We start from the raw sequence: 20,952 nt of genomic DNA on the forward strand, positions 1-20,952 counted from the left end.
ATGGGGCCATGCTACTCCACAGGCTCTCAGTTTGGTTTTTCAAAGGGCTTGTCGAAGGTGATTTTTGGATCCTTCCATGGGCCTTCCACCTTGTATTGCACGCTGGCGAAACGCGAAACACGGTCACCGATCAGCTTGTCGATCAGGAACAGTGCGCCACCAATCGCCGGCGCGCCCACGATCAGCGCGGCAATCGGCAGGTTGTTGGTCACCGGCAACGTCACCAGCAACTTCGCATCGACACGGTCAGCCACCAGGTCCAGGGTGCCGTTGAGCTCCAGGTTGCTCGACGGGCCGGTCATGGTGATCGGCTCGCGCGTCACGAACACGCCATTGCTGGCGACCAATTGGCCCTTGACCCGGTCATAACTCAAGCCCTTGCCCAGCAGGTCGGAGAAGTCCAGGCGCAGGCGGCGCCCGATGGAGTTGAAGTTGAGCAGGCCGAATACCCGCAGCGCCTGGGCGCCACCTTCCACCTCGACAAACTGACCTTTACGGAACGTCGCATCCAGGCTGCCGGAGAAACGTTTAGGCCCGACCCAGGCCGGCGAACCCGGCCACCGCCCATCCACATCCAGGTGGAAATCCTCGCTGGTGACCGTGGGCGCATAGCCCCAGCCTTTGAGTACATCGGCGATGTTCTTGCCGTCCAGGCGCCCCTTGTACCAACTGCTGCTGTCACCCGGGACACCTTCCCATCCGCCGGCGCCCTTGAGTTGCATGCCCTTGAGGCCCAGGTCCAGCGTATTGAAGGCCAGGCCTTTGGCCGTTGGCCGGATCTTGAGTGACCAGGCGCCAATCAGGTCCGGCCCCTGGAACAGCTGGTCAATGGCGATATCCAGCGCCGGAATATCCTTGGGATCGATACTGGCCAACGGGTCCGGTGCATTTTCATCAGCCTGTACCGTCGGGTCCACCGCCGGCAGCTTCACGTATTGCAGGTTGACCGCAATCGGCGCGCCCTTGGCATCCGGCAGGTTCACCGCCCCCTTGGCCTGCTGGCTGTCGAACTGTAAGCCCCAGGCAGCGGGCTTTCGATCCAACTGCAGGTTAACCTGATCGAACTGGGTACCCAGGCCGGTGAGCTTGCCAATCTTGAATTCGGCACCGCTCAGCAGCTGCTTGGCACTGCCACCTGGGTCATTGCCAGCATACTGGTTCACCAGTTTTTTCCACGGGTCGATATCCAGCTCCGAGAGTACGCCACGGATGCGCAAGCCCTTGGCGCCTGGCAGCACGGCATCGCCATCGCCAAGGAACAACTCGCCACGGCCGTCATTGAGTTTGTCCGGCGGCGCGGCAAAGGTGAAGTTGGCCAACTCACCGTAATCAAACCAGTAGCGGCGCTCAGCCCCCTGCAAGGTCATGCGGAATACGCTGTCACGTCCCTGGCTGGCCGGCATGCCGAACGGCGCCGGCAAGTCCACCGCAACGCCCTTGAGGTTGGAGCTGACCATCAGTTGGCTGTCGGCACCGTCCAGGTTGAGCTGTAACTGATACGAAATATCACCGGACACCGGCAACGGCTGACTGACTTTCAACCAATCCGTCAGACGCTTGACCGTCACCTGCCCCTTGGCAGCGACACGGGTGCTGATATTGCCTGGCTTGCCATCGGCAAAGATCTGCGCGGTGATCGGCCGGTCAAATGCCTGGGCGGTAATCTTTTCGCCGCTCAAGCCCTTGGCGCTATCGAAGCGGAAATTACCCTTGAGCTGCGTCAGGTCCAGAGGCGGTTCCGCCAATTGCAGGCGTGCCTTGTCAGTCTGGAAATCCACCACGATCCTGGGCTCGATGCCCTTGACCAGCGGAACGTCCAGATCCAGCGAGCCCTGCAGGTCTCCCTCGCCTTTCCAGCCGGCGAAGGTGGAGGCCGTACCAATTGGCGCTTCCTGGAGAATCTTCAGCCCATCGCCCAGGCCACCGGCAAAACCACCGGTAAGCAGCAGATGGCTTTCCTTGCCGGACGGCGCGTGGGGAATATTGACGTAGACGTCCTTGACCTTGGTGTCGAGCAACTGCCCCTTGCTGGCCAGGATGCGTACGCCCGTCTCTTCGACAAACACTTCACCATTGACCTTGTTCACATGGGGCCAACCCGGCTGGAACGCCAGTTCGGCGTCATGCACCTTGAAGAACAGGCTGATATTGCGCGCGGCCGGCAATGCGTCGTGGTTCAGCGAGCCCTGGTACTGGAAGAACCCCTGGTCCACCGCGCCCTTGAGAATTGCCGTTCGCAGCCACTCATCCAACGCGGGGCTCAGTACGGCCGGCAGGTATTTAGGGGTAAAGCGTCCATCGCCATCGACCATACCGACCCGCAGGTCCATATAGTCTTCCTGGCTATGGTCGAAATGCAGGCGAATCAGGAAATCGGCGGCGATCTTGCCCTCTTCCCCCAGCACCTTGATATACGGGGCGATCAGGGTGAAGCCTTGTTTATCCAGCTTCCACGTCAGGCGTGCATTGGCCTGGAGGTATTGCCAGGGCTTGGCGAAGATCGGATCGAGGTGCAGGGAAAAATCCTTGCTGTCCATGCGCAACTCGCCCTGGCCCAGGTCGCCGCTGATGCTGCCGGAAACGTTGCGTGCGGCCGGCGCACCGAAGTAGGCGTCAAACCCGACCCGCTCCAGGTTGGCGGCAAAGCTGACTTTTTGATCGGTGGTGTCTTGAGGACGGAAATCCACCAGCACATTACGCAGCAGGCCGGTGGCCTTCAGGTGCTCGACGGTCTTGGCGACGCCTTCCGGCAGCGGCGCCAGGGCGTTGAGCAACGGTGTGATGGGGGTCAGGTCAAGGCGGTCAGCCTGCAGCTTCCAGGCTTCCTGGTCCTTGTCGGTCGCCAGGGTCTGTTGCAATTGCAGGCGCGATTCCCATCGGGTCTCGCCCAGGTTCATCGCCAGGGAATCAAACAACACCTTCAAGCCGGTATCGCTGCGTTGCAGATAGGCCGTGAGTGCAAGGTTTTCGATATGCACCGGCTTGCGTTCGGCGTAGCTGCCCTTCACCTGCGGCGAGTTGAGGCGCACGACCGCACTTTGCACCGTGCCTTTACCCCAGTTCAGCCAGAACTCACCGCCGGCCTTGAACTGCGTGAGTTTCCACTGCTGGGTCAGCCTGGCGGGGATCCACTTGGCCCAGTCGCTCTGCGGCAGGCTCAGGTAGGCCTCGACTTCAGCGTCCTTCCACTGGCTCGCGCGAATGCGGCTGCGCAGGCTCAGGGCAAGGGGCTGGCCGTCGGGCAAGGTCAGGCGAGCGTCCAGGCGCTGGCGGGTGACGCCCGTGTGCAGGCTCAAGCCCACATACGTCAGGGTCAGCGGCGCTTGGTCGAACGGTTGCAGGGTGACCTGGCTGTCGAGCAGCGATACGCGCTTGACCATCTGCATGCGCTTGAGCAATTGCTCCGGGTCCAGCGGCTGGTCGTCCTGTATCGGCAAGCCTTGCAGCGCCCAATGGCCGTCCTTGTCTTCCTTGGCGCTCAGTTGCAGGCCACTGACTTCCAGGTGCGCAATACGCACTTCGCGCGCCATCAGGCTGGCCCACATGTCCGGCACCACTTCGACCTGGTCCAGGCGCAAGGCACTGCTGCCCTCGCCGACCATTACGTCGTGGGCCAGCAACACGGGCGCAAAACCGCTCCAGCGGCCTTCAAGGCTGCCGATGTGCACAGGCATGTCCACCGCAGCCTGGGCCTTGGCTTCGATTTCCGCGCGGTATTCGGCCACCAGCGGGGTCAATTCACGCCCCAGGCTCACATACACCGCCGCCAACACCAGCAGCAAGGCGCACAGCCCAAGGCCCCAACGGGTCAAAGCGGCAAAAAAGCGTGTCAGACGCTCCATGTCAGGCGACCCTCAAGGCAGTAGTCGGACTGCAGATCAAGGTCTGCGAGTCGCGTAAAAAGAAAGCGAATGGGGATCAGAGCAGCACCACGTCATATTGTTCCTGGGAATACATGGTTTCGACCTGGAAGCGAATCGTACGCCCGATAAACCCCTCCAGCTCAGCCACGTTACCGGACTCTTCATCCAGCAGGCGGTCGACCACTTTCTGGTTGGCAAGCACTCTATAACCTTCGGCCTGGTAGGCCCGTGCCTCTCGGAGGATCTCCCGGAAAATCTCGTAGCAAACCGTTTCCGGAGTCTTCAACTTACCGCGGCCCTGGCAACTGCTGCAGGGCTCGCACAGCACCTGCTCCAGGCTCTCGCGGGTGCGCTTGCGGGTCATCTGCACCAGGCCCAGCTCGGTGATGCCGATGATATTGGTCTTGGCGTGATCGCGCTCCAGCTGTTTTTCGAGCGTGCGCAGCACCTGGCGCTGGTGCTCTTCATCTTCCATGTCGATGAAGTCGATGATGATGATGCCGCCCAGGTTACGCAGGCGCAGTTGACGAGCAATCGCCGTGGCCGCTTCGAGATTGGTCTTGAAGATGGTCTCTTCAAGGTTGCGATGGCCTACGAACGCGCCGGTGTTGACGTCGATGGTGGTCATCGCTTCCGCCGGGTCCACCACCAGGTAGCCACCGGACTTGAGCGGCACCTTGCGCTCCAGGGCTTTCTGGATTTCGTCCTCGACGCCATACAGGTCGAAGATCGGCCGTTCGCCAGGATAATGCTCCAGGCGATCGGCAATTTCCGGCATCAGCTCGGCAACAAATTGCGTGGTGCGCTGGAAGGTTTCCCGCGAGTCGATGCGAATTTTCTCGATCTTGGGGCTGACCAGGTCGCGCAAGGTACGCAGGGCCAGGCCCAGGTCTTCGTAGATCACACTCGGCGCGCCGATGGTCTTGATCTGTGCGCCGATCTGGTCCCACAGGCGCCGCAGGTAGCGAATGTCCATGAGGATTTCGTCGGCACCGGCGCCCTCGGCTGCGGTGCGCAGGATAAAGCCGCCCGCTTCCTTGATACCTTCAGCGGCCACGCAATCGCTGACCACCTTTTTCAGGCGCTCGCGCTCGGCTTCGTCTTCAATTTTCAGGGAAATGCCGACATGGGCGGTGCGCGGCATATACACCAGGTAGCGCGACGGAATCGACAGTTGAGTGGTCAGGCGTGCGCCCTTGGAGCCGATGGGGTCCTTGGTGACTTGCACCACCAGGCTCTGCCCTTCATGCACCAAGGCACTGATGCTTTCCACCGCCGGCCCTTCGCGCAGGGAAATCTCCGAGGCGTGGATAAATGCTGCCCGGTCCAGGCCGATATCGACAAATGCCGCCTGCATCCCCGGCAACACCCGCACCACCTTGCCCTTGTAGATATTGCCGACGATCCCGCGTTTCTGGGTGCGCTCGACATGCACTTCTTGCAGAACACCGTTCTCTACCACCGCCACTCGCGATTCCATCGGCGTGATATTGATCAGAATCTCTTCACTCATGGCTGGGTCTCGTTCAGGCGTTTTCACAATAGTGACCGATCGCTGTAAGGCTGGGCGCTGGAGTAACGCGTTCAGCGCGCGGTAAGGTTTTGCCAACAGGGTATGCCGAATTGGGCAAGCAGTTGCGCGGTTTCGCACACCGGCAGGCCTACCACGGCGGAATAGCTGCCATTGAGCCCGGCCACAAACACCGAGCCAAGCCCTTGGATAGCATAGCCGCCCGCCTTGTCCTGGGGTTCGCCGCTGTGCCAGTAGCTTGTAGCCTCCTCGACAGAAATCCCACGGAAAAGTACACGACTGCTTACACATCGGGTTTCACAGCGCTGGCCGTCAGTCAGGGCAATCGCAGTCAGAACTTCATGTTCACGCCCCGCCAGTGCCATCAACATCGCCAACGCATCGGCTTGGTCTACGGGCTTGCCGAGGATCTTGCCGTCCACGATCACTGCGGTATCGGCGCCCAGGACGCAGGCGGCCGAGCGTTGCCCGAGCGCAGCAAAACCCGCTGCGGCCTTACCTCGAGCGAGACGCTCGACGTAGGAAACAGGGGTTTCGTTTGTAAGAGGGGTTTCATCAATGGCGGCGCTGACCACGGTGAAAGGCACACCGATCTGGGTCAGCAGTTCACGCCGCCTCGGGGAGCCCGAGGCCAGATATAGCGAATTCATTGCAGACTCTCCCTGTGGGGTTCGATAACCAGGCAGAGCCTCGCAATCCATTCAATTGATTTTATAGCGACGACGTAACCCACGCAGGCCGAAGCTGATCCACGGCCACAACAGCGCACTGACCAGGGCCGGCAACACCAGCGCCAGGGTTGGCTGGCGGTTGCCGGTCAAGGCACTGAGCCACAACTGTACCAACTGCGCCAGGCCGAAGATCACCAGGATCACCAGGCATTGCTGCCACATCGGGAACATGCGCAGGCGCTGCTGCAACGACAGCACCAGGAAGGTGATCAGGGTCAGGATCAACGCGTTCTGGCCCAGCAAGGTGCCATACAGCACATCTTCCGCCAAGCCCAGGAACATGGCCGTGACCATGCCCACTTTATGCGGCAGGTTCAGCGACCAGAATGCCAGCAGCAATGCCAGCCACAGCGGACGCAGGATCTCCATGAACTGCGGCAGCGGCGAAACGCTGAGCAGCAAGCCGATGGCGAATGTCAGCCAGACGATCCAGCCATTGCTCGAATGAGTACCGGCCATTATTCCTCCCTCTGCCGTGTGGTGGCCGGGGCTGCGGCTGGAGGCTTCGCAGCGGGCGTCGTAGTGGCAGGCGTGGTGGCCGGCGGTTTCGCTGCAGTCGGTTTCACCGGGTGCACGCTATGGACCGCAGGCTTGACCGGTGTGGCCACAGGCGCAGTAGCTGCCGGAGTTGCCGCCGGTACAGCGGGGGTAGTCGACTGAGGCTTGGGCACGGTCGCAGGAATGATCGGCGCGGTGCCGTTCTTCTTGTCTTCCGCTTCCTGGGCCTGGGCGGCGTCGTTGGCGCGTTCTTCCGGAGTACGGTTGTCGCTGAACACCAGCAACAGGTAGCGGCTGCGGTTCAGGGCGGCAGTGGGCACGGCACGCACAATGGCGAAGGGCTGGCCGGAATCGTGGATCACTTCCTTGACCGTTGCCACCGGATAGCCTGCCGGGAACCGCTGGCCCAGGCCGGAGCTGACCAGCAGGTCGCCTTCCTTGATGTCGGCCGTATCCGCGACGTGACGTAATTCCAGGCGTTCAGGGTTACCGGTACCGCTGGCAATCGCGCGCAAGCCGTTACGGTTGACCTGCACCGGAATGCTGTGGGTGGTGTCCGTCAGCAGCAGGACCCGCGAGGTGTAGGGCATCAGCTCGACGACCTGCCCCATCAGTCCCCGAGCATCCAGTACCGGCTGACCAAGGACCACACCGTCGCGCTCACCCTTGTTGATGATGATGCGATGGGTAAAGGGGTTGGGGTCCATGCCGATCAACTCGGCCACTTCGACCTTTTCGTTGACCAACGCAGAAGAGTTAAGCAACTCGCGCAGCCGAACGTTCTGCTCGGTGAGGGCTGCCAGCTTTTGCATGCGCCCCTGCAACAGCAGGTTTTCGGTCTTGAGTTTTTCGTTCTCGGCAACCAGTTCGGTGCGGCTGCCAAATTGGCTGGCCACGCCCTGGTAGAGACGTTGCGGCAGGTCGGTGATCCAGTAGGTCTGCATCAACACCAGCGACATTTGGCTACGCACCGGCTTGAGCAGCGCAAAGCGGGCATCGACCACCATCAATGCGACCGAAAGCACGACCAGCACCAATAAGCGCACGCCCAATGAGGGGCCTTTGGCGAAAAGCGGTTTAATAGGCCGCTCCTCCCAGGCAAATGTTCTCTTTATTCATACGGCATCTAACCGGCCTGGATGCAGATTGAAGAAGATAAACGCCAACAGGCAGCACTGCAAAGTGCTGCCTGCGGGCGAAACATGGTGCAACCAACGATCTTATTCGCTGGAGAGCAGGTCCATGGTGTGTTTATCCATCATTTCCAGTGCACGACCACCGCCACGGGCAACGCAGGTCAGCGGGTCTTCGGCGACGATCACCGGCAGGCCGGTTTCCTGGGCCAGCAGCTTGTCGAGGTCGCGCAACAGGGCGCCACCACCGGTCAGCACCAGGCCTCGCTCGGCGATGTCGGAAGCCAGCTCCGGCGGCGATTGCTCCAGGGCGCTCTTCACAGCCTGAACGATGGTGGCCAGGGACTCTTGCAGAGCTTCCAGCACTTCATTGGAGTTCAGGGTGAAGGCACGTGGAACGCCTTCGGCCAGGTTGCGACCGCGAACATCGACTTCGCGAACTTCGCCGCCCGGGTAAGCGGTACCGATTTCCTGCTTGATGCGCTCGGCGGTGGATTCGCCGATCAGGCTGCCGTAGTTGCGACGTACATAAGTGATGATCGCTTCGTCGAAACGGTCGCCGCCTACACGTACGGATTCGGCATACACCACACCGTTCAGAGAAATCAGGGCGATTTCAGTGGTACCACCACCGATATCCACCACCATCGAACCGCGCGCTTCTTCAACCGGCAGGCCGGCACCGATCGCAGCAGCCATCGGCTCTTCGATCAGGAACACTTCGCGGGCACCGGCGCCAAGGGCCGATTCACGGATGGCACGACGCTCCACCTGGGTGGATTTGCACGGAACACAGATCAGCACACGAGGGCTGGGCTGCAGGAAACTGTTTTCGTGAACCTTGTTGATGAAGTACTGCAGCATCTTTTCGCAGACGCTGAAGTCGGCGATCACGCCGTCTTTCATCGGACGAATGGCAGCAATATTGCCTGGTGTTCGGCCGAGCATGCGCTTGGCCTCGGTGCCGACGGCAACGACACTTTTCTGATTACCATGGGTCCGAATGGCCACAACCGACGGCTCATTCAGGACGATACCGCGCTCGCGCACGTAAATAAGGGTGTTGGCAGTGCCCAGGTCAATGGAAAGATCGCTGGAAAACATGCCACGCAGTTTCTTGAACATGGGGAAAGGACCCTAGGCAACGCGTGGGTAAAAAAGTGCGGCAAACTCTAACAACGACAGGGATTTTGGGCAAGGCGCCAATGTGCTAAATTGGCCGACTTTCTGTGCACCAACCCCCACAATCGCGGCCGTAAGACCGTAGAAATGCGGTAGTGTTCCGACAATCTAACACACGGACAGCCTCCGTTCTGTTTTCCACTGGAGATTCCCATGGCGCTTGAACGCTCCGACGTGGAAAAAATCGCTCATCTGGCCTCGCTTGGCCTGAATGAAGCCGATCTTCCACAGACCACCGCAGCCCTGAACAGCATTCTCGGGCTGGTTGACCAAATGCAGGCCGTGAATACCGACGGCATCGAGCCCCTGGCTCACCCGCTGGAAGCCAGCCAGCGCCTGCGCGCAGACGTCGTGACCGAGCGCAATAATCGCGAGGCCTACCAGTCCATCGCGCCAGCGGTCGAAAACGGCCTGTACCTGGTTCCGAAAGTCATCGACTAAAGGGAAAGAGCCTTTCATGCATCACATGACTCTGGCCGAGATCGCCCGCGGTCTCGCCGACAAAAAGTTTTCCTCCGAAGAGCTGACCAAGACCCTGCTTGCGCGCATCGCCGAGCTGGACCCCAAGGTCAACAGCTTCATCAGCCTCACCGAAGAGCTGGCCCTGAGCCAGGCCAAGGCCGCGGATGTACGCCGCGCCAACGGTGAAAACGGTGCCCTGCTGGGCGCACCGATCGCCCACAAGGACCTGTTCTGCACCCAGGGCGTGCGCACCAGCTGCGGCTCGAAGATGCTCGACAACTTCAAGGCGCCCTACGACGCCACCGTGGTCGCCAAGCTGGCCGCTGCCGGGGCCGTGACCCTGGGCAAGACCAACATGGACGAATTCGCCATGGGGTCGGCCAACGAGTCGAGCTACTACGGCGCGGTGAAGAACCCATGGAACCTGGAACACGTGCCCGGCGGTTCATCCGGTGGTTCGGCTGCGGCCGTTGCCGCGCGCTTCCTGCCAGCCGCCACGGCGACCGACACCGGCGGCTCGATCCGCCAGCCGGCGGCCTTCACCAACCTCACCGGCCTGAAGCCGACCTACGGTCGGGTTTCCCGCTGGGGCATGATCGCCTACGCCTCCAGCCTCGATCAGGGCGGCCCACTGGCCCGCACGGCCGAAGACTGCGCGATTTTGTTACAAGGCATGGCAGGCTTCGACGCCCAGGACTCCACCAGCATCGATGAACCGGTGCCGGACTACAGCGCCAGCCTCAATGCTTCGCTCAAGGGCCTGCGCATCGGCGTGCCGAAGGAATACTTCAGCGCCGGTCTCGACCCGTGCATTGCCGAATTGGTGCACAACAGCGTCAAGGAGCTGGAAAAGCTCGGCGCCGTGATCAAGGAAATCAGCCTGCCGAACAACCAGCATGCGATTCCTGCCTACTACGTGATCGCGCCGGCAGAAGCCTCTTCCAACCTGTCGCGTTTCGACGGCGTGCGCTTCGGCTACCGCTGCGAGAACCCGAAGGACCTGACCGACCTGTACAAACGCTCCCGTGGCGAAGGCTTCGGTGCCGAAGTGCAACGCCGGATCATGGTCGGTGCCTACGCCCTGTCCGCCGGCTATTACGACGCGTACTACCTCAAGGCGCAAAAGATCCGACGCCTGATCAAGAACGACTTCATGGCTGCCTTTGAAGAAGTCGACGTGATCCTCGGCCCAACCACGCCGAACCCGGCCTGGAAGATCGGCGCCAAGACCGGCGACCCGATTGCCGAGTACCTGGAAGACCTCTACACCATCACCGCCAACCTCGCGGGCCTGCCGGGCTTGTCCATGCCTGCCGGTTTCGTCGATGGCCTGCCGGTGGGCGTGCAATTGCTCGCCCCGTACTTCCAGGAAGGCCGCCTGCTCAATGTGGCGCACCAGTACCAGTTGAACACCGACTGGCACACTCGCACCCCTACCGGCTTCTGAGGAGAACACTATGCAATGGGAAGTTGTGATCGGGCTGGAGATTCATACCCAGCTCGCCACCCAATCGAAGATTTTCTCCGGTAGCGCCACCACGTTCGGCTCCGAGCCCAACACCCAGGCCAGCCTGGTAGACCTGGGCATGCCTGGCGTACTGCCGGTGCTGAACCAGGAAGCCGTGCGCATGGCGGTGATGTTCGGCCTGGCGATTGACGCCGAGATCGGCCAGCACAACGTGTTCGCGCGCAAGAACTACTTCTACCCGGACCTGCCCAAGGGCTACCAGATCAGCCAGATGGAATTGCCGATCGTCGGCAAGGGCTACCTGGACATCCCGCTGGAAGACGGCACCATCAAGCGTGTCGGCGTCACCCGTGCGCACCTGGAAGAAGACGCCGGCAAGAGCCTGCACGAAGAGTTCAACGGTGCCACCGGTATCGACCTGAACCGTGCCGGCACCCCGCTGCTGGAGATCGTGTCCGAGCCGGACATGCGCAGCGCCAAGGAAGCCGTGGCCTACGTCAAGACCATCCACGCGCTGGTGCGTTACCTGGGCATCTGTGACGGCAACATGGCCGAAGGCTCGCTGCGTTGCGACTGCAACGTGTCGGTGCGGCCAAAAGGCCAGGCCGAGTACGGCACTCGCTGCGAGATCAAGAACGTCAACTCGTTCCGCTTTATCGAGAAAGCGATCAACACCGAAGTGCGGCGCCAGATCGAATTGATCGAGGACGGCGGCAAGGTGATCCAGCAAACGCGCCTGTACGACCCGAACAAAGACGAAACCCGCGCCATGCGCAGCAAAGAGGAAGCCAACGACTACCGTTACTTCCCCGATCCGGACCTGTTACCGGTGGTGCTTGAGGATTCGTTCCTCAATGACATCCGCGCCACCCTGCCGGAGTTGCCGCCGCAAAAACGCGAGCGCTTCCAGGCGCAGTTCGGCCTGTCGATCTACGATGCCAGCGTGCTGGCTTCGAGCCGTGAGCAAGCCGACTACTTCGAAAAGGTCGTGAGCATTGCCGGTGACGCCAAGCTGGCGGCCAACTGGGTGATGGTCGAGCTGGGCAGCCTGCTGAACAAACAGGGCCTGGAGATCGACGAAGCACCGGTGTCGGCCGAGCAATTGGGCGGCATGCTGCTGCGCATCAAGGACAACACCATCTCCGGCAAAATCGCCAAGACCGTGTTCGAAGCCATGGCCAGCGGTGAAGGCAGCGCCGACGAGATCATCGAGAAACGCGGTCTCAAGCAAGTCACCGACAGCGGCGCCATCTCGGCCGTGCTGGATGAAATGCTGGCGGCCAACGCCGAGCAGGTCGAACAGTACCGTGCGGCAGACGAAGCCAAGCGCGGCAAGATGTTCGGTTTCTTTGTCGGCCAGGCGATGAAAGCCTCCAAAGGCAAGGCCAACCCGCAACAGGTGAACGAACTGCTGAAAAGCAAGCTCGAAGGCTGATTGCGATGAATGGTCCGGGCGAGACTTCATGCCTGACTCGGACTCCCTGTGGGAGGGGGCTTGCCCCCGATAGCAGAGTGTCAGTCACTGCTGTTTTGACTGAATCACCGCTATCGGGGGCAAGCCCCCTCCCACATTTGTGATGGGGGCACCTTGATAATGAAGCGTCTATTAGGCCTATGGGCTCTGTTCTCACTGCTGGCCGGCTGCGCCAGCGGCCTCATCGACCCCAACGGCTACGACGAAACCGGCACCGCCTCTTATTACGGCGCCAGGCACCATGGCAAGAAAACCGCCAGCGGTGAACCCTTCAACCAGAACGCCCTGACCGCCGCCCACCGGCGACTGCCCTTCGGCACCCAGGTCAAGGTCACCAATCTCGACAACGACAAATCCGTCGTGGTCCGCATCAACGATCGCGGCCCGCATACCCGTGGGCGCTTGATCGATCTATCACGCAAGGCGGCCGAGCAACTGGGTATGCTGGGCAGCGGCACTGCGCGGGTTCGCGTGCAAGCCCTGAGCAATTGAAGACGGAGCCCTGGTCATTTTCGGATTAACCGCCCTCTCGCCCTGGAGCCTGCTCGAACTGGTCAGCGGCCTGGTGCTGCTGATCCTCGGCGCCGAGATCCTGGTGCGCGCCGCCGTGCGCCTGGCCGCCAGCCTCAAGGTGCGGCCGCTGATCATCGGTCTTACGGTCGTCGCCTTCGGCAGCAGCGCGCCCCAGATGACCGTCAGCCTGCAGGCCACCCTGGCCGGCAATACCGACATTGCCGTGGGCAGCGTGATCGGCAGCAGCATCTTCAACATCCTCGTGACCCTGGGCCTGTCGGCGCTGATCATCCCCCTGCGCGTCTCACGGCAGCTGGTGCGCCTGGATATTCCGGTGATGATCCTCGCCGGACTGCTGGTGTTTACCCTGGCGGCCAATGAAGAACTGACGCCGGTCGATGGCCTGCTGCTGCTGATTGCCCTGCTGGCCTACCTCGGCGTGCTGCATTACCAGACCCGCCATTCGCGCCGCCCGCGCACCCTGGATACCGTCGCCCGGGCGCCGTGGCTGAGCAGTGTGCTGCAGATGCTCGGCGGGTTGTTGATCCTCGTGCTGGCCGGGCACTTGCTGCTCGGCGCGGCGGTGGATGTGGCGGCTGACCTGGGCCTGTCGGAGCGCATCATCGGCCTTACGCTGATCGGCGTCGGCACGTCACTGCCCTGCCTGGCCACCTCACTGATTGCCGCCCTGCGCGGCCAGCGGGAAATTGCCGTGGGCAACGTGATCGGCAGCAACCTGTTCAACCTGCTGGGCGTACTGGGGCTGACCGCGTTGCTCGCGCCTTCGCCGCTGTCGGTGTCGCCCAACGCCCTGGACTTTGACCTGCCGGTGATGCTCGGCGTGGTGGTGCTGTGCCTGCCGGTGTTTTATACCGGCTACCGCGTCACCCGCGCCGAAGGCCTGGTACTGCTGGGCCTGTACCTGGCGTATGGGCTGCACGTGATGTCGTTCACCACCGGCATGCCCCTGGCCAACAAGCTTGAACAACTGATGCTGTATTACGTCCTGCCAGTGCTGGTGGCTTTCCTGTTGTTCAGCACGCTGCGAGCCTGGCGCCGCCAACACAAGAGGGAATCGCAATGACCGATCAGAAAAAGCCCGGGGTTGAAATGCGTCGCCAGGTGATGGGCGATGTGTTCGTCGACCGCGCCCTGGGCAACGCCACCGAATTCACCCAGCCGCTGCAGGACTTCGTCAACGAACATGCCTGGGGCAGCGTGTGGACCCGCGAAGGCTTGCCGCTGAAGACGCGCAGCCTGATCACCCTCGCCGCCCTCACCGCACTCAAGTGCCCCCAGGAGCTCAAGGGCCACGTGCGTGGCGCGTTGAACAATGGCTGTACTGTGGAGGAAATTCGCGAAGCGCTGCTGCATTGCGCGGTGTATGCCGGCGTACCGGCGGCGATTGATGCGTTTCGGGCGGCGCAGGAAGTCATCGACACCTATCAGAAAGAAGGCTAGATCCAGCCACCCGCCTGCAACACGAAAATCCCGATATTCGTGGTCACTGCCGCCATCAGCGTGGTGATCACGATAATCGCCGCCGCCAGTTCATGATTGCCCTCGGCCGCCCTGGCCATCACGAAGCTCGCCGCGGCAGTCGGCGCACCGAAGTACAGGAACAGGATCCCCAACTCCGGCCCGCGAAAGCCCAGCAGCCACGCGCCCAGGGTCGCGACCACCGGCAGCCAGACCATCTTCATCAAGCTCGCGCTCAGCGCCATATTGCCGCTCTTGCGCAGCGCCGCCAGGGACAGGGTGCCGCCAATGCAGATCAATGCCAGCGGCAAGGTGGTGTCCGCCAGGTACTGCATGGATTTTTCCAGCCAGCCCGGCAGGCCAATCTGAAAATACGCGAACGGCGCCGCCACGATCACGCTGATGATCAGCGGATTGGCTACCACACTTTTGCAGATGCTCCACGGGTCGGACTTGATCACCGGGCTGTACACCGCCAGCACAATGGTCGACAGGGTGTTGTAGAACAGGATCACCAGCGCCGCGAGGATCGCGCCGAGGGAAATGCCGTAGTCGCCGTACATGCTGGCCGCCAGGGCCAGGCCGATCACTCCGTTATTGCCGCGAAACGCGCCCTGGGTGTAGATGCCTCGGTCTTCACGCTTGCAGCGAAAAATCGCCCAGCCCCAGGCCAGGGCAAAGCTCAGCAGCGTGGCGACGGCAAAATAGATCAGCAACCCCGGCTTGAGCGCCGAGTGCAGGTCGGCGTGGAGGATGCCGAGGAACAGCAGCGCCGGCATGGTGACGTTGAACACCAGGGACGAAGCCGTGTGGATAAAGTTGTCGTTGATCCAGTTGATGCGCTTGAGCAGCACACCCAGGAACAGCATGGCGAATACCGGCGCAGTGATGGTGAGGGTGGTGAGGAAAATAGCCAGCATGCCGGGGAGAACCTTGGTGAGCGTCGTCAGGTGGCTAATGATAAGCCACTACAACCCGGTTAGTCTGGTCCAGATCCCTGTAGTGAGCGGGCTTGCCCCGCGCTGGGTGGCGAAGCCGCCCCATCTCAGGCACTGAGTTCCTTCAGTTAGAGTTGAAAGTCCTGAGTTTAGGGCGGCTTCGCCACCCAGCGCGGGGCAAGCCCGCTCACCACAATCAGGTAATCGGCGCCGGGTTGAACAAGGTGATGTCGTTATGCAGCTTGTGATGTTCCGCCCAGGTCTGCTTCTTACCGCTGGCCACGTCCAGGTAGAAGTGGAACAACTCCCAGCCCAACTCCTCGATGGTCGCGCGCCCGGTGGCAATGCGCCCGGCGTCGATATCGATGAGGTCCGGCCAGCGCTGCGCCAGCTCCGTACGCGTCGAGACCTTCACCACCGGGGCCATCGCCAGCCCGTAAGGGGTACCACGCCCGGTGGTGAACACATGCAGGTTCATCCCCGCCGCCAGTTGCAGGGTGCCGCAGACAAAATCACTGGCCGGTGTCGCGCAGAAGATCAGGCCCTTGCTCTTGAAGCGCTCGCCCGGGCCCAGCACGCCGTTGATCGCGCTGCTGCCGGACTTGACGATGGAGCCCAGGGACTTCTCGACAATGTTCGACAGCCCGCCCTTCTTGTTGCCTGGCGTGGTGTTGGCACTGCGATCCGCTTCACCCTTGGCCAGGTAACGGTCGTACCAGTCCATTTCCCTGACCAACTCTTCGGCAACTTCCTTCGTCTCTGCGCGCGAAGTCAGCAGGTAAATGGCATCCCGCACTTCGGTGACTTCGGAAAACATCACCGTTGCCCCGGCCCGCAGCAACAAATCCGAGGCATAGCCCAGCGCCGGGTTGGCGGTGATGCCGGAAAACGCATCACTGCCGCCGCACTGCATGCCCAGGATCAACTCGGACGCCGGCACGGTTTCCCGGCGACGCTGGTCGAGCTTCTTCAGGCGCACTTCGGCCAAGTCCATGATCTGCTCGATCATCTCGGTAAAGCCATGGCTGGAATCCTGCAACCGATACAGCCACGGCTCGCTGAGGTCGACGGAGCTGTCGTTGTCGTGCATCACCTGCCCGGCCTGCAATTTCTCGCAGCCCAGGCTGATCACCAGGGCTTCGCCGCCCAGGTTCGGGTTGCGCGCCAGGTTACGCACGGTACGGATCGGGATGTAGGCATCCGTCGCGGTGATCGCTACCCCGCAGCCGTAGCTGTGGGTCAGCGCCACCACGTCATCGACGTGAGGGTACTTGGGCAGCAATTCGTCCTTGATGCGCTTGACCGCATGGTCCAGCACGCCCGTCACACACTGCACCGTGGTGGTGATGCCGAGGATATTGCGCGTGCCCACGGTACCGTCGGCGTTGCGATAGCCCTCGAAGGTAAACCCCTCCAACGGTGCCTGGGCTTCAGGCACCTCGGTGGACAGCGGCAAGCTGTCCAGCGGTGGCGCGGTGGGCATGCGCAGTTGATCTTCCTGGACCCAACTGCCGCGCGGAATCGGCGCCAGGGCGTAACCGATGGTCTGTCCGTAGCGAATAATCTGACCGCCTTCGGGGATGTCTTCCAGGGTCACTTTGTGGCTCTGGGGGATGAAATCCACGGTCACCAGGCCGTCCGGGAACTCGGTCCCGGCCGGTACGCCCTGGTCGTTGACCACGATCACTACGTTGTCGCGCTCGTGCAGGCGGATGGAGCGCGGCGAGTCGGCATGTTCAATCAACTGCATCACGGGGCCTCTCAGGAATGCGCTTCGGTTAGGTTGGTCAACTCAGGCCCCTTGCTTGGCGGCTCTTTGAGTACTACACGCTTGATCGGGCCGACGATGACCAGATAGCTGAACACCGCCACCAGCGCGTTGGCGCCGACAAACACCAGGGCCCACTTGAACGAGCCGGTGGTGCTGATGATGTAGCCGATGACAATCGGCGTGGTGATCGACGCGAGGTTACCGAAGGTGTTGAACAAGCCGCCACTGAGACCGGCGATTTGTTTCGGCGAGGTGTCGGACACGACCGCCCAGCCCAGTGCGCCGACGCCCTTGCCGAAGAAGGCCAAGGCCATGAAGCCCACCACCATCCACTCAACGTCAACGTAGTTACACGCGATGATGCTGCTGGAGACCAGCAGGCCGGCAATGATCGGCGCCTTGCGGGCGAACGTCAGCGAATGGCCTTTGCGCAGCAGGTAGTCGGAAATCACCCCGCCCAGCACGCCACCGATAAACCCGCAGATCGCCGGCAACGAGGCGATGAAACCGGCCTTGAGGATGGTCATGCCGCGATCCTGCACCAGGTACACCGGGAACCAGGTCAGGAAGAAGTAGGTGATGCCGTTGATGCAGTACTGGCCCAGGTACACGCCAAGCATCATGCGGTTGGTCAGCAACTGACGGATGTAATCCCACTTCGGACCGTCGGTTTTCTTACCCTTGCCCTTGTCCTGATCCATATCGACCATCGCGCCATTGGCGGCGATGTGATTGAGCTCGGCTTCGTTGATCATCGGGTGCTGGCGCGGGCTGTGGATAACTTTCAGCCAGATCAGCGAGAACACGATGCCGATCACGCCCATCACGATAAACACGTGCTGCCAGCCGAAGCGGTAGACGATCCAGCCCATCAGCGGCGCGAACAACACCGTGGCGAAGTACTGCGCCGAATTGAAGATCGCCGAGGCCGTACCGCGCTCGGCGGTCGGGAACCAGGCGGCAACAATGCGCGCGTTGCCCGGGAAGGACGGCGCCTCGGCCAGGCCCACCATGAAGCGCAGCATGAACAGCGCAACCACTGCGGTGGAGACACCGAACTCACCGACATAGCCTTGCAGCACGGTGAACAGTGACCAGGTGAAGATGCTCAGGGCATAGACTTTTTTCGAGCCGAATCGGTCCAGCAGCCAGCCGCCGGGGATTTGCCCGGCCACGTAGGCCCAACCGAATGCGGAGAAGATATAACCGAGGGTGACCGCGTCGATGCCGAGGTCTTTTTGCAGGCTGGAGCCCGCGATTGCAATGGTGGCCCGGTCGGCATAGTTGATCGTGGTCACCAGGAACAGCATGAGCAGGATCAAATAGCGGACATGGGTCGGCTTGGTCGCTTGCATGTAGAAGTACTCCCACTAATTATTTTTTTTGCGGGTAATGGTTTTCTGTTTTTTGTCGTGGGGACCGGCAGGCCTCCGGCCCCCACTGGGTGTTGCGTATTACGAACCGATGTAGCTGGTTTTCACCACGGTGTAGAACTCCTGGGCATAGCGACCTTGCTCCCGCGAGCCATAGGACGAGCCTTTACGGCCACCGAATGGAACGTGGTAATCCACACCTGCGGTCGGCAGGTTGACCATCACCATCCCCGCCTGGGAGTGGCGCTTGAAGTGGTTGGCGTACTTCAACGACGTGGTGGCAATGCCCGCCGACAAACCGAACTCGGTGTCGTTGGCCATGGCCAGTGCCGCCTCGTAGTCCGCCACGCGCACGACGTTGGCGACTGGGCCGAAGATCTCTTCACGGCTGATACGCATGGCGGCTTCGCTGTCGGCAAACAGCGTTGGCGCCAGGTAGTAGCCTTCGGTGTCGCAGGTGACCAGGCCGCCACCGCTCACCAGCCGCGCGCCTTCGCTTTGGCCGATGTCGATGTACTTCATGTCCTGGTCCAGTTGAGCCTGGGAAACCACCGGGCCGATGTCGGTGCCGCTTTTCAGCGCGTGGCCGACCTTGATCGACTTCATGCGCTCGGCCATGGCCGCGACGAACTGGTCGTGGATACCGGCGGTGACGATCAGGCGGCTGGACGCCGTGCAACGCTGGCCGGTGGAGTAGAACGCGCTCTGTACCGACAACTCGACGGCCTGCTTGAGATCGGCGTCGTCGAGAATGATCTGCGGGTTCTTGCCGCCCATTTCCAACTGCACTTTGGCTTGGCGCGATACGCAGCTGACAGCGATCTGGCGACCCACACCGACGGAGCCGGTGAAGCTGATGCCGTCGACTTTCGGGCTGTTGACCAGCACATCGCCCACCACACGGCCGCTGCCCATTACCAGGTTGAACACACCGGCAGGGAAACCGGCCCGGGAGATGATCTCCGCCAGGGCCCAGGCGCAGCCCGGTACCAGTTCAGCCGGCTTGATCACCACGCAGTTGCCGTAGGCCAGGGCCGGGGCGATTTTCCAGGCGGGAATGGCGATCGGGAAGTTCCACGGGGTGATCAGGCCGACCACGCCGAGGGCTTCACGGGTGACTTCCACGTTGACGCCCGGGCGTACCGACGGCACGTAGTCGCCGGACAACCGCAGGCATTCACCGGCGAAGAACTTGAAGATGTTACCGGCGCGGGTCACTTCGCCGATGGCTTCCGGCAGGGTCTTGCCTTCTTCACGGGCCAACAGGGTGCCGAGTTCTTCGCGACGGGCGAGGATTTCGCTGCCGACTTTATCCAGGGCATCGTGGCGAGCCTGGATCCCGGAAGTGGACCAGGCCGGGAATGCGGCACGGGCGGCGTCGATGGCGGCGTTGACCTGGGTGACGTCGGCCTTGGCGTATTCACCAATGACATCGGACAACTCCGACGGGTTGAGGTTGACGCAGTAGTCGGCGCCGGCAACCCATTCACCGTTGATGTAGTTCTCAAAACGCTTTACTTGGGACACGAATCTTCTCCTGACGCAAAAGGCCGCTGATTGCTCAGCGGCCTTGTGGATAATTTATTGCGGACCTTGCTTGTCGATCAGCGCGGCCAGGGCTTCGTATTCTTCCGGCAGCAGATCGGTCAGCGGCGTGCGCACAGGGCCTGCGTCATAGCCGACGATTTTTGCACCCGCCTTGACGATGCTCACGGCATAACCGGCCTTGCGGTTACGGATGTCCAGGTACGGCAGGAAGAAGTCGTCGATGATCTTGGCGACGGTGGCGTGATCGTCCTTGGCAATGGCGTGGTAGAAATCCATCGCGGTTTTCGGGATGAAGTTGAACACCGCCGAGGAGTACACCGGTACGCCCAGGGCCTTGTAGGCAGCGGCGTAGACCTCTGCGGTCGGCAGGCCGCCGAGGTAGCTGAAACGATCGCCCAGACGGCGGCGGATCGACACCATCAACTCGATGTCACCCAGGCCATCCTTGTAGCCGATCAGGTTCGGGCAGCGCTCGGCCAGGCGTTCCAGCAGCGGAGCGGTCAGGCGGCACACGTTGCGGTTGTAGACCACCACACCGATCTTGACCGATTTGCACACCGCTTCAACGTGGGCGGCAACGCCATCCTGGCTGGCTTCGGTGAGGTAGTGCGGCAGCAGCAGCAGGCCTTTGGCGCCCAGGCGCTCGGCTTCTTGCGCGTACTCGATGGCCTGGCGGGTCGAACCACCGACACCGGCGAGGATCGGCACGCTGGTAGCGCAGGTATCAACGGCGGTCTTGATCACTTGGGAATATTCGCTGGCGGCGAGGGAGAAAAACTCACCTGTGCCGCCCGCTGCGAACAAAGCAGTGGCGCCGTAGGGGGCCAGCCATTCCAGGCGCTTGATGTAGCCCGCCTGGTGGAAGTCACCCTGGGCGTTGAAATCGGTCACCGGGAAAGACAGCAGACCGTGGGAGAGGATGGACTTCAGTTCTTGTGGATTCATTATTCGAACACCCTGGGCGAAGACTTTCTATTGAAAGGTTGTT

General features: G+C 61.6%; 17 protein-coding genes. 6 read left to right on the plus strand and 11 right to left on the minus strand.

The window, feature by feature from the left end:
- Positions 1-26 precede the first annotated feature (26 nt).
- The 6 genes from PspCFBP13509_RS20030 to mreB all read right to left on the minus strand — a co-directional run bounded on the left by PspCFBP13509_RS20030 (position 27) and on the right by mreB (position 8,881).
- A complete protein-coding gene (locus PspCFBP13509_RS20030) occupies positions 27-3,842 on the minus strand; it encodes a YhdP family protein (RefSeq protein ID WP_065924300.1) in 3,816 nt (1,271 codons plus the stop codon).
- A 76-nt stretch (positions 3,843-3,918) separates the two neighbouring features.
- Positions 3,919-5,376, minus strand: coding sequence for a ribonuclease G (gene rng / locus PspCFBP13509_RS20035; protein ID WP_010213134.1), 1,458 nt, complete (start codon positions 5,374-5,376; stop codon positions 3,919-3,921).
- 71 nt (positions 5,377-5,447) lie between these two features.
- Complete coding sequence (locus tag PspCFBP13509_RS20040) at positions 5,448-6,044, minus strand: Maf family protein (protein WP_027604825.1); 597 nt, start codon at positions 6,042-6,044, stop codon at positions 5,448-5,450.
- 51 nt (positions 6,045-6,095) lie between these two features.
- On the minus strand, positions 6,096-6,584 hold the full coding sequence (gene mreD / locus PspCFBP13509_RS20045; RefSeq protein ID WP_027604826.1) for a rod shape-determining protein MreD: 489 nt from the start codon (positions 6,582-6,584) through the stop codon (positions 6,096-6,098).
- Positions 6,584-7,705, minus strand: coding sequence for a rod shape-determining protein MreC (mreC, locus tag PspCFBP13509_RS20050; protein WP_137212587.1), 1,122 nt, complete (start codon positions 7,703-7,705; stop codon positions 6,584-6,586). The genes mreD and mreC overlap by 1 nt, the downstream gene beginning before the upstream one ends.
- Positions 7,706-7,843: 138 nt before the next feature.
- On the minus strand, positions 7,844-8,881 hold the full coding sequence (mreB, locus tag PspCFBP13509_RS20055; RefSeq protein ID WP_002555108.1) for a rod shape-determining protein MreB: 1,038 nt from the start codon (positions 8,879-8,881) through the stop codon (positions 7,844-7,846).
- A gap of 210 nt (positions 8,882-9,091) precedes the next feature.
- Here mreB and gatC point away from each other — a divergent pair, with 210 nt between their 5' ends.
- The 6 genes from gatC (at position 9,092) to PspCFBP13509_RS20085 (ending at position 14,316) form a co-directional block, all read left to right on the plus strand.
- Positions 9,092-9,379: an Asp-tRNA(Asn)/Glu-tRNA(Gln) amidotransferase subunit GatC gene (gene gatC / locus PspCFBP13509_RS20060; RefSeq protein ID WP_003171764.1), complete on the plus strand. Its 288-nt coding sequence runs from the start codon at positions 9,092-9,094 to the stop codon at positions 9,377-9,379.
- Positions 9,380-9,395: 16 nt separating this feature from the next.
- Entirely contained in the window at positions 9,396-10,847 is a 1,452-nt protein-coding gene (gene gatA, locus PspCFBP13509_RS20065) for an Asp-tRNA(Asn)/Glu-tRNA(Gln) amidotransferase subunit GatA (protein WP_074843898.1), read from the plus strand.
- Positions 10,848-10,857: 10 nt separating this feature from the next.
- The gene (gene gatB / locus PspCFBP13509_RS20070; protein WP_065924303.1) at positions 10,858-12,303 is read left to right on the plus strand and encodes an Asp-tRNA(Asn)/Glu-tRNA(Gln) amidotransferase subunit GatB; all 1,446 of its coding nucleotides are present in this window, start codon (positions 10,858-10,860) and stop codon (positions 12,301-12,303) included.
- Positions 12,304-12,462: 159 nt separating this feature from the next.
- Positions 12,463-12,834, plus strand: coding sequence for a septal ring lytic transglycosylase RlpA family protein (locus tag PspCFBP13509_RS20075; RefSeq protein WP_065924304.1), 372 nt, complete (start codon positions 12,463-12,465; stop codon positions 12,832-12,834).
- A 58-nt stretch (positions 12,835-12,892) separates the two neighbouring features.
- Entirely contained in the window at positions 12,893-13,939 is a 1,047-nt protein-coding gene (locus PspCFBP13509_RS20080; protein ID WP_065924305.1) for a calcium/sodium antiporter, read from the plus strand.
- Positions 13,936-14,316 (plus strand): carboxymuconolactone decarboxylase family protein, encoded by a 381-nt coding sequence (locus tag PspCFBP13509_RS20085; protein WP_065924306.1) that lies wholly within the window; start codon positions 13,936-13,938, stop codon positions 14,314-14,316. The genes PspCFBP13509_RS20080 and PspCFBP13509_RS20085 overlap by 4 nt, the downstream gene beginning before the upstream one ends.
- Here the strand turns inward: PspCFBP13509_RS20085 and PspCFBP13509_RS20090 are convergent.
- The 5 genes from PspCFBP13509_RS20090 to kdgD form a co-directional block, all read right to left on the minus strand.
- Positions 14,313-15,254 carry an AEC family transporter gene (locus PspCFBP13509_RS20090; RefSeq protein WP_027604833.1) on the minus strand — a complete coding sequence of 314 codons (942 nt, stop codon included), beginning with the start codon at positions 15,252-15,254 and terminating at the stop codon, positions 14,313-14,315. The two genes, PspCFBP13509_RS20085 and PspCFBP13509_RS20090, sit on opposite strands and share 4 nt — an antisense overlap.
- 214 nt (positions 15,255-15,468) lie before the next feature.
- On the minus strand, positions 15,469-17,022 hold the full coding sequence (garD, locus tag PspCFBP13509_RS20095; RefSeq protein WP_065924307.1) for a galactarate dehydratase: 1,554 nt from the start codon (positions 17,020-17,022) through the stop codon (positions 15,469-15,471).
- Between the two features lie 11 nt (positions 17,023-17,033).
- Positions 17,034-18,398, minus strand: a complete 1,365-nt coding sequence (locus PspCFBP13509_RS20100) for an MFS transporter (RefSeq protein ID WP_027604835.1) — start codon at positions 18,396-18,398, stop codon at positions 17,034-17,036.
- 99 nt (positions 18,399-18,497) lie between these two features.
- Entirely contained in the window at positions 18,498-19,943 is a 1,446-nt protein-coding gene (locus PspCFBP13509_RS20105) for an aldehyde dehydrogenase family protein (RefSeq protein ID WP_027604836.1), read from the minus strand.
- Between the two features lie 54 nt (positions 19,944-19,997).
- A complete protein-coding gene (gene kdgD / locus PspCFBP13509_RS20110; RefSeq protein ID WP_027604837.1) occupies positions 19,998-20,909 on the minus strand; it encodes a 5-dehydro-4-deoxyglucarate dehydratase in 912 nt (303 codons plus the stop codon).
- Between the last annotated feature and the right edge of the window lie 43 nt (positions 20,910-20,952).

Source organism: Pseudomonas sp. CFBP13509 (genome assembly GCF_005233485.1).
Classification (GTDB): Bacteria; Pseudomonadota; Gammaproteobacteria; order Pseudomonadales; family Pseudomonadaceae; genus Aquipseudomonas; species Aquipseudomonas marginalis.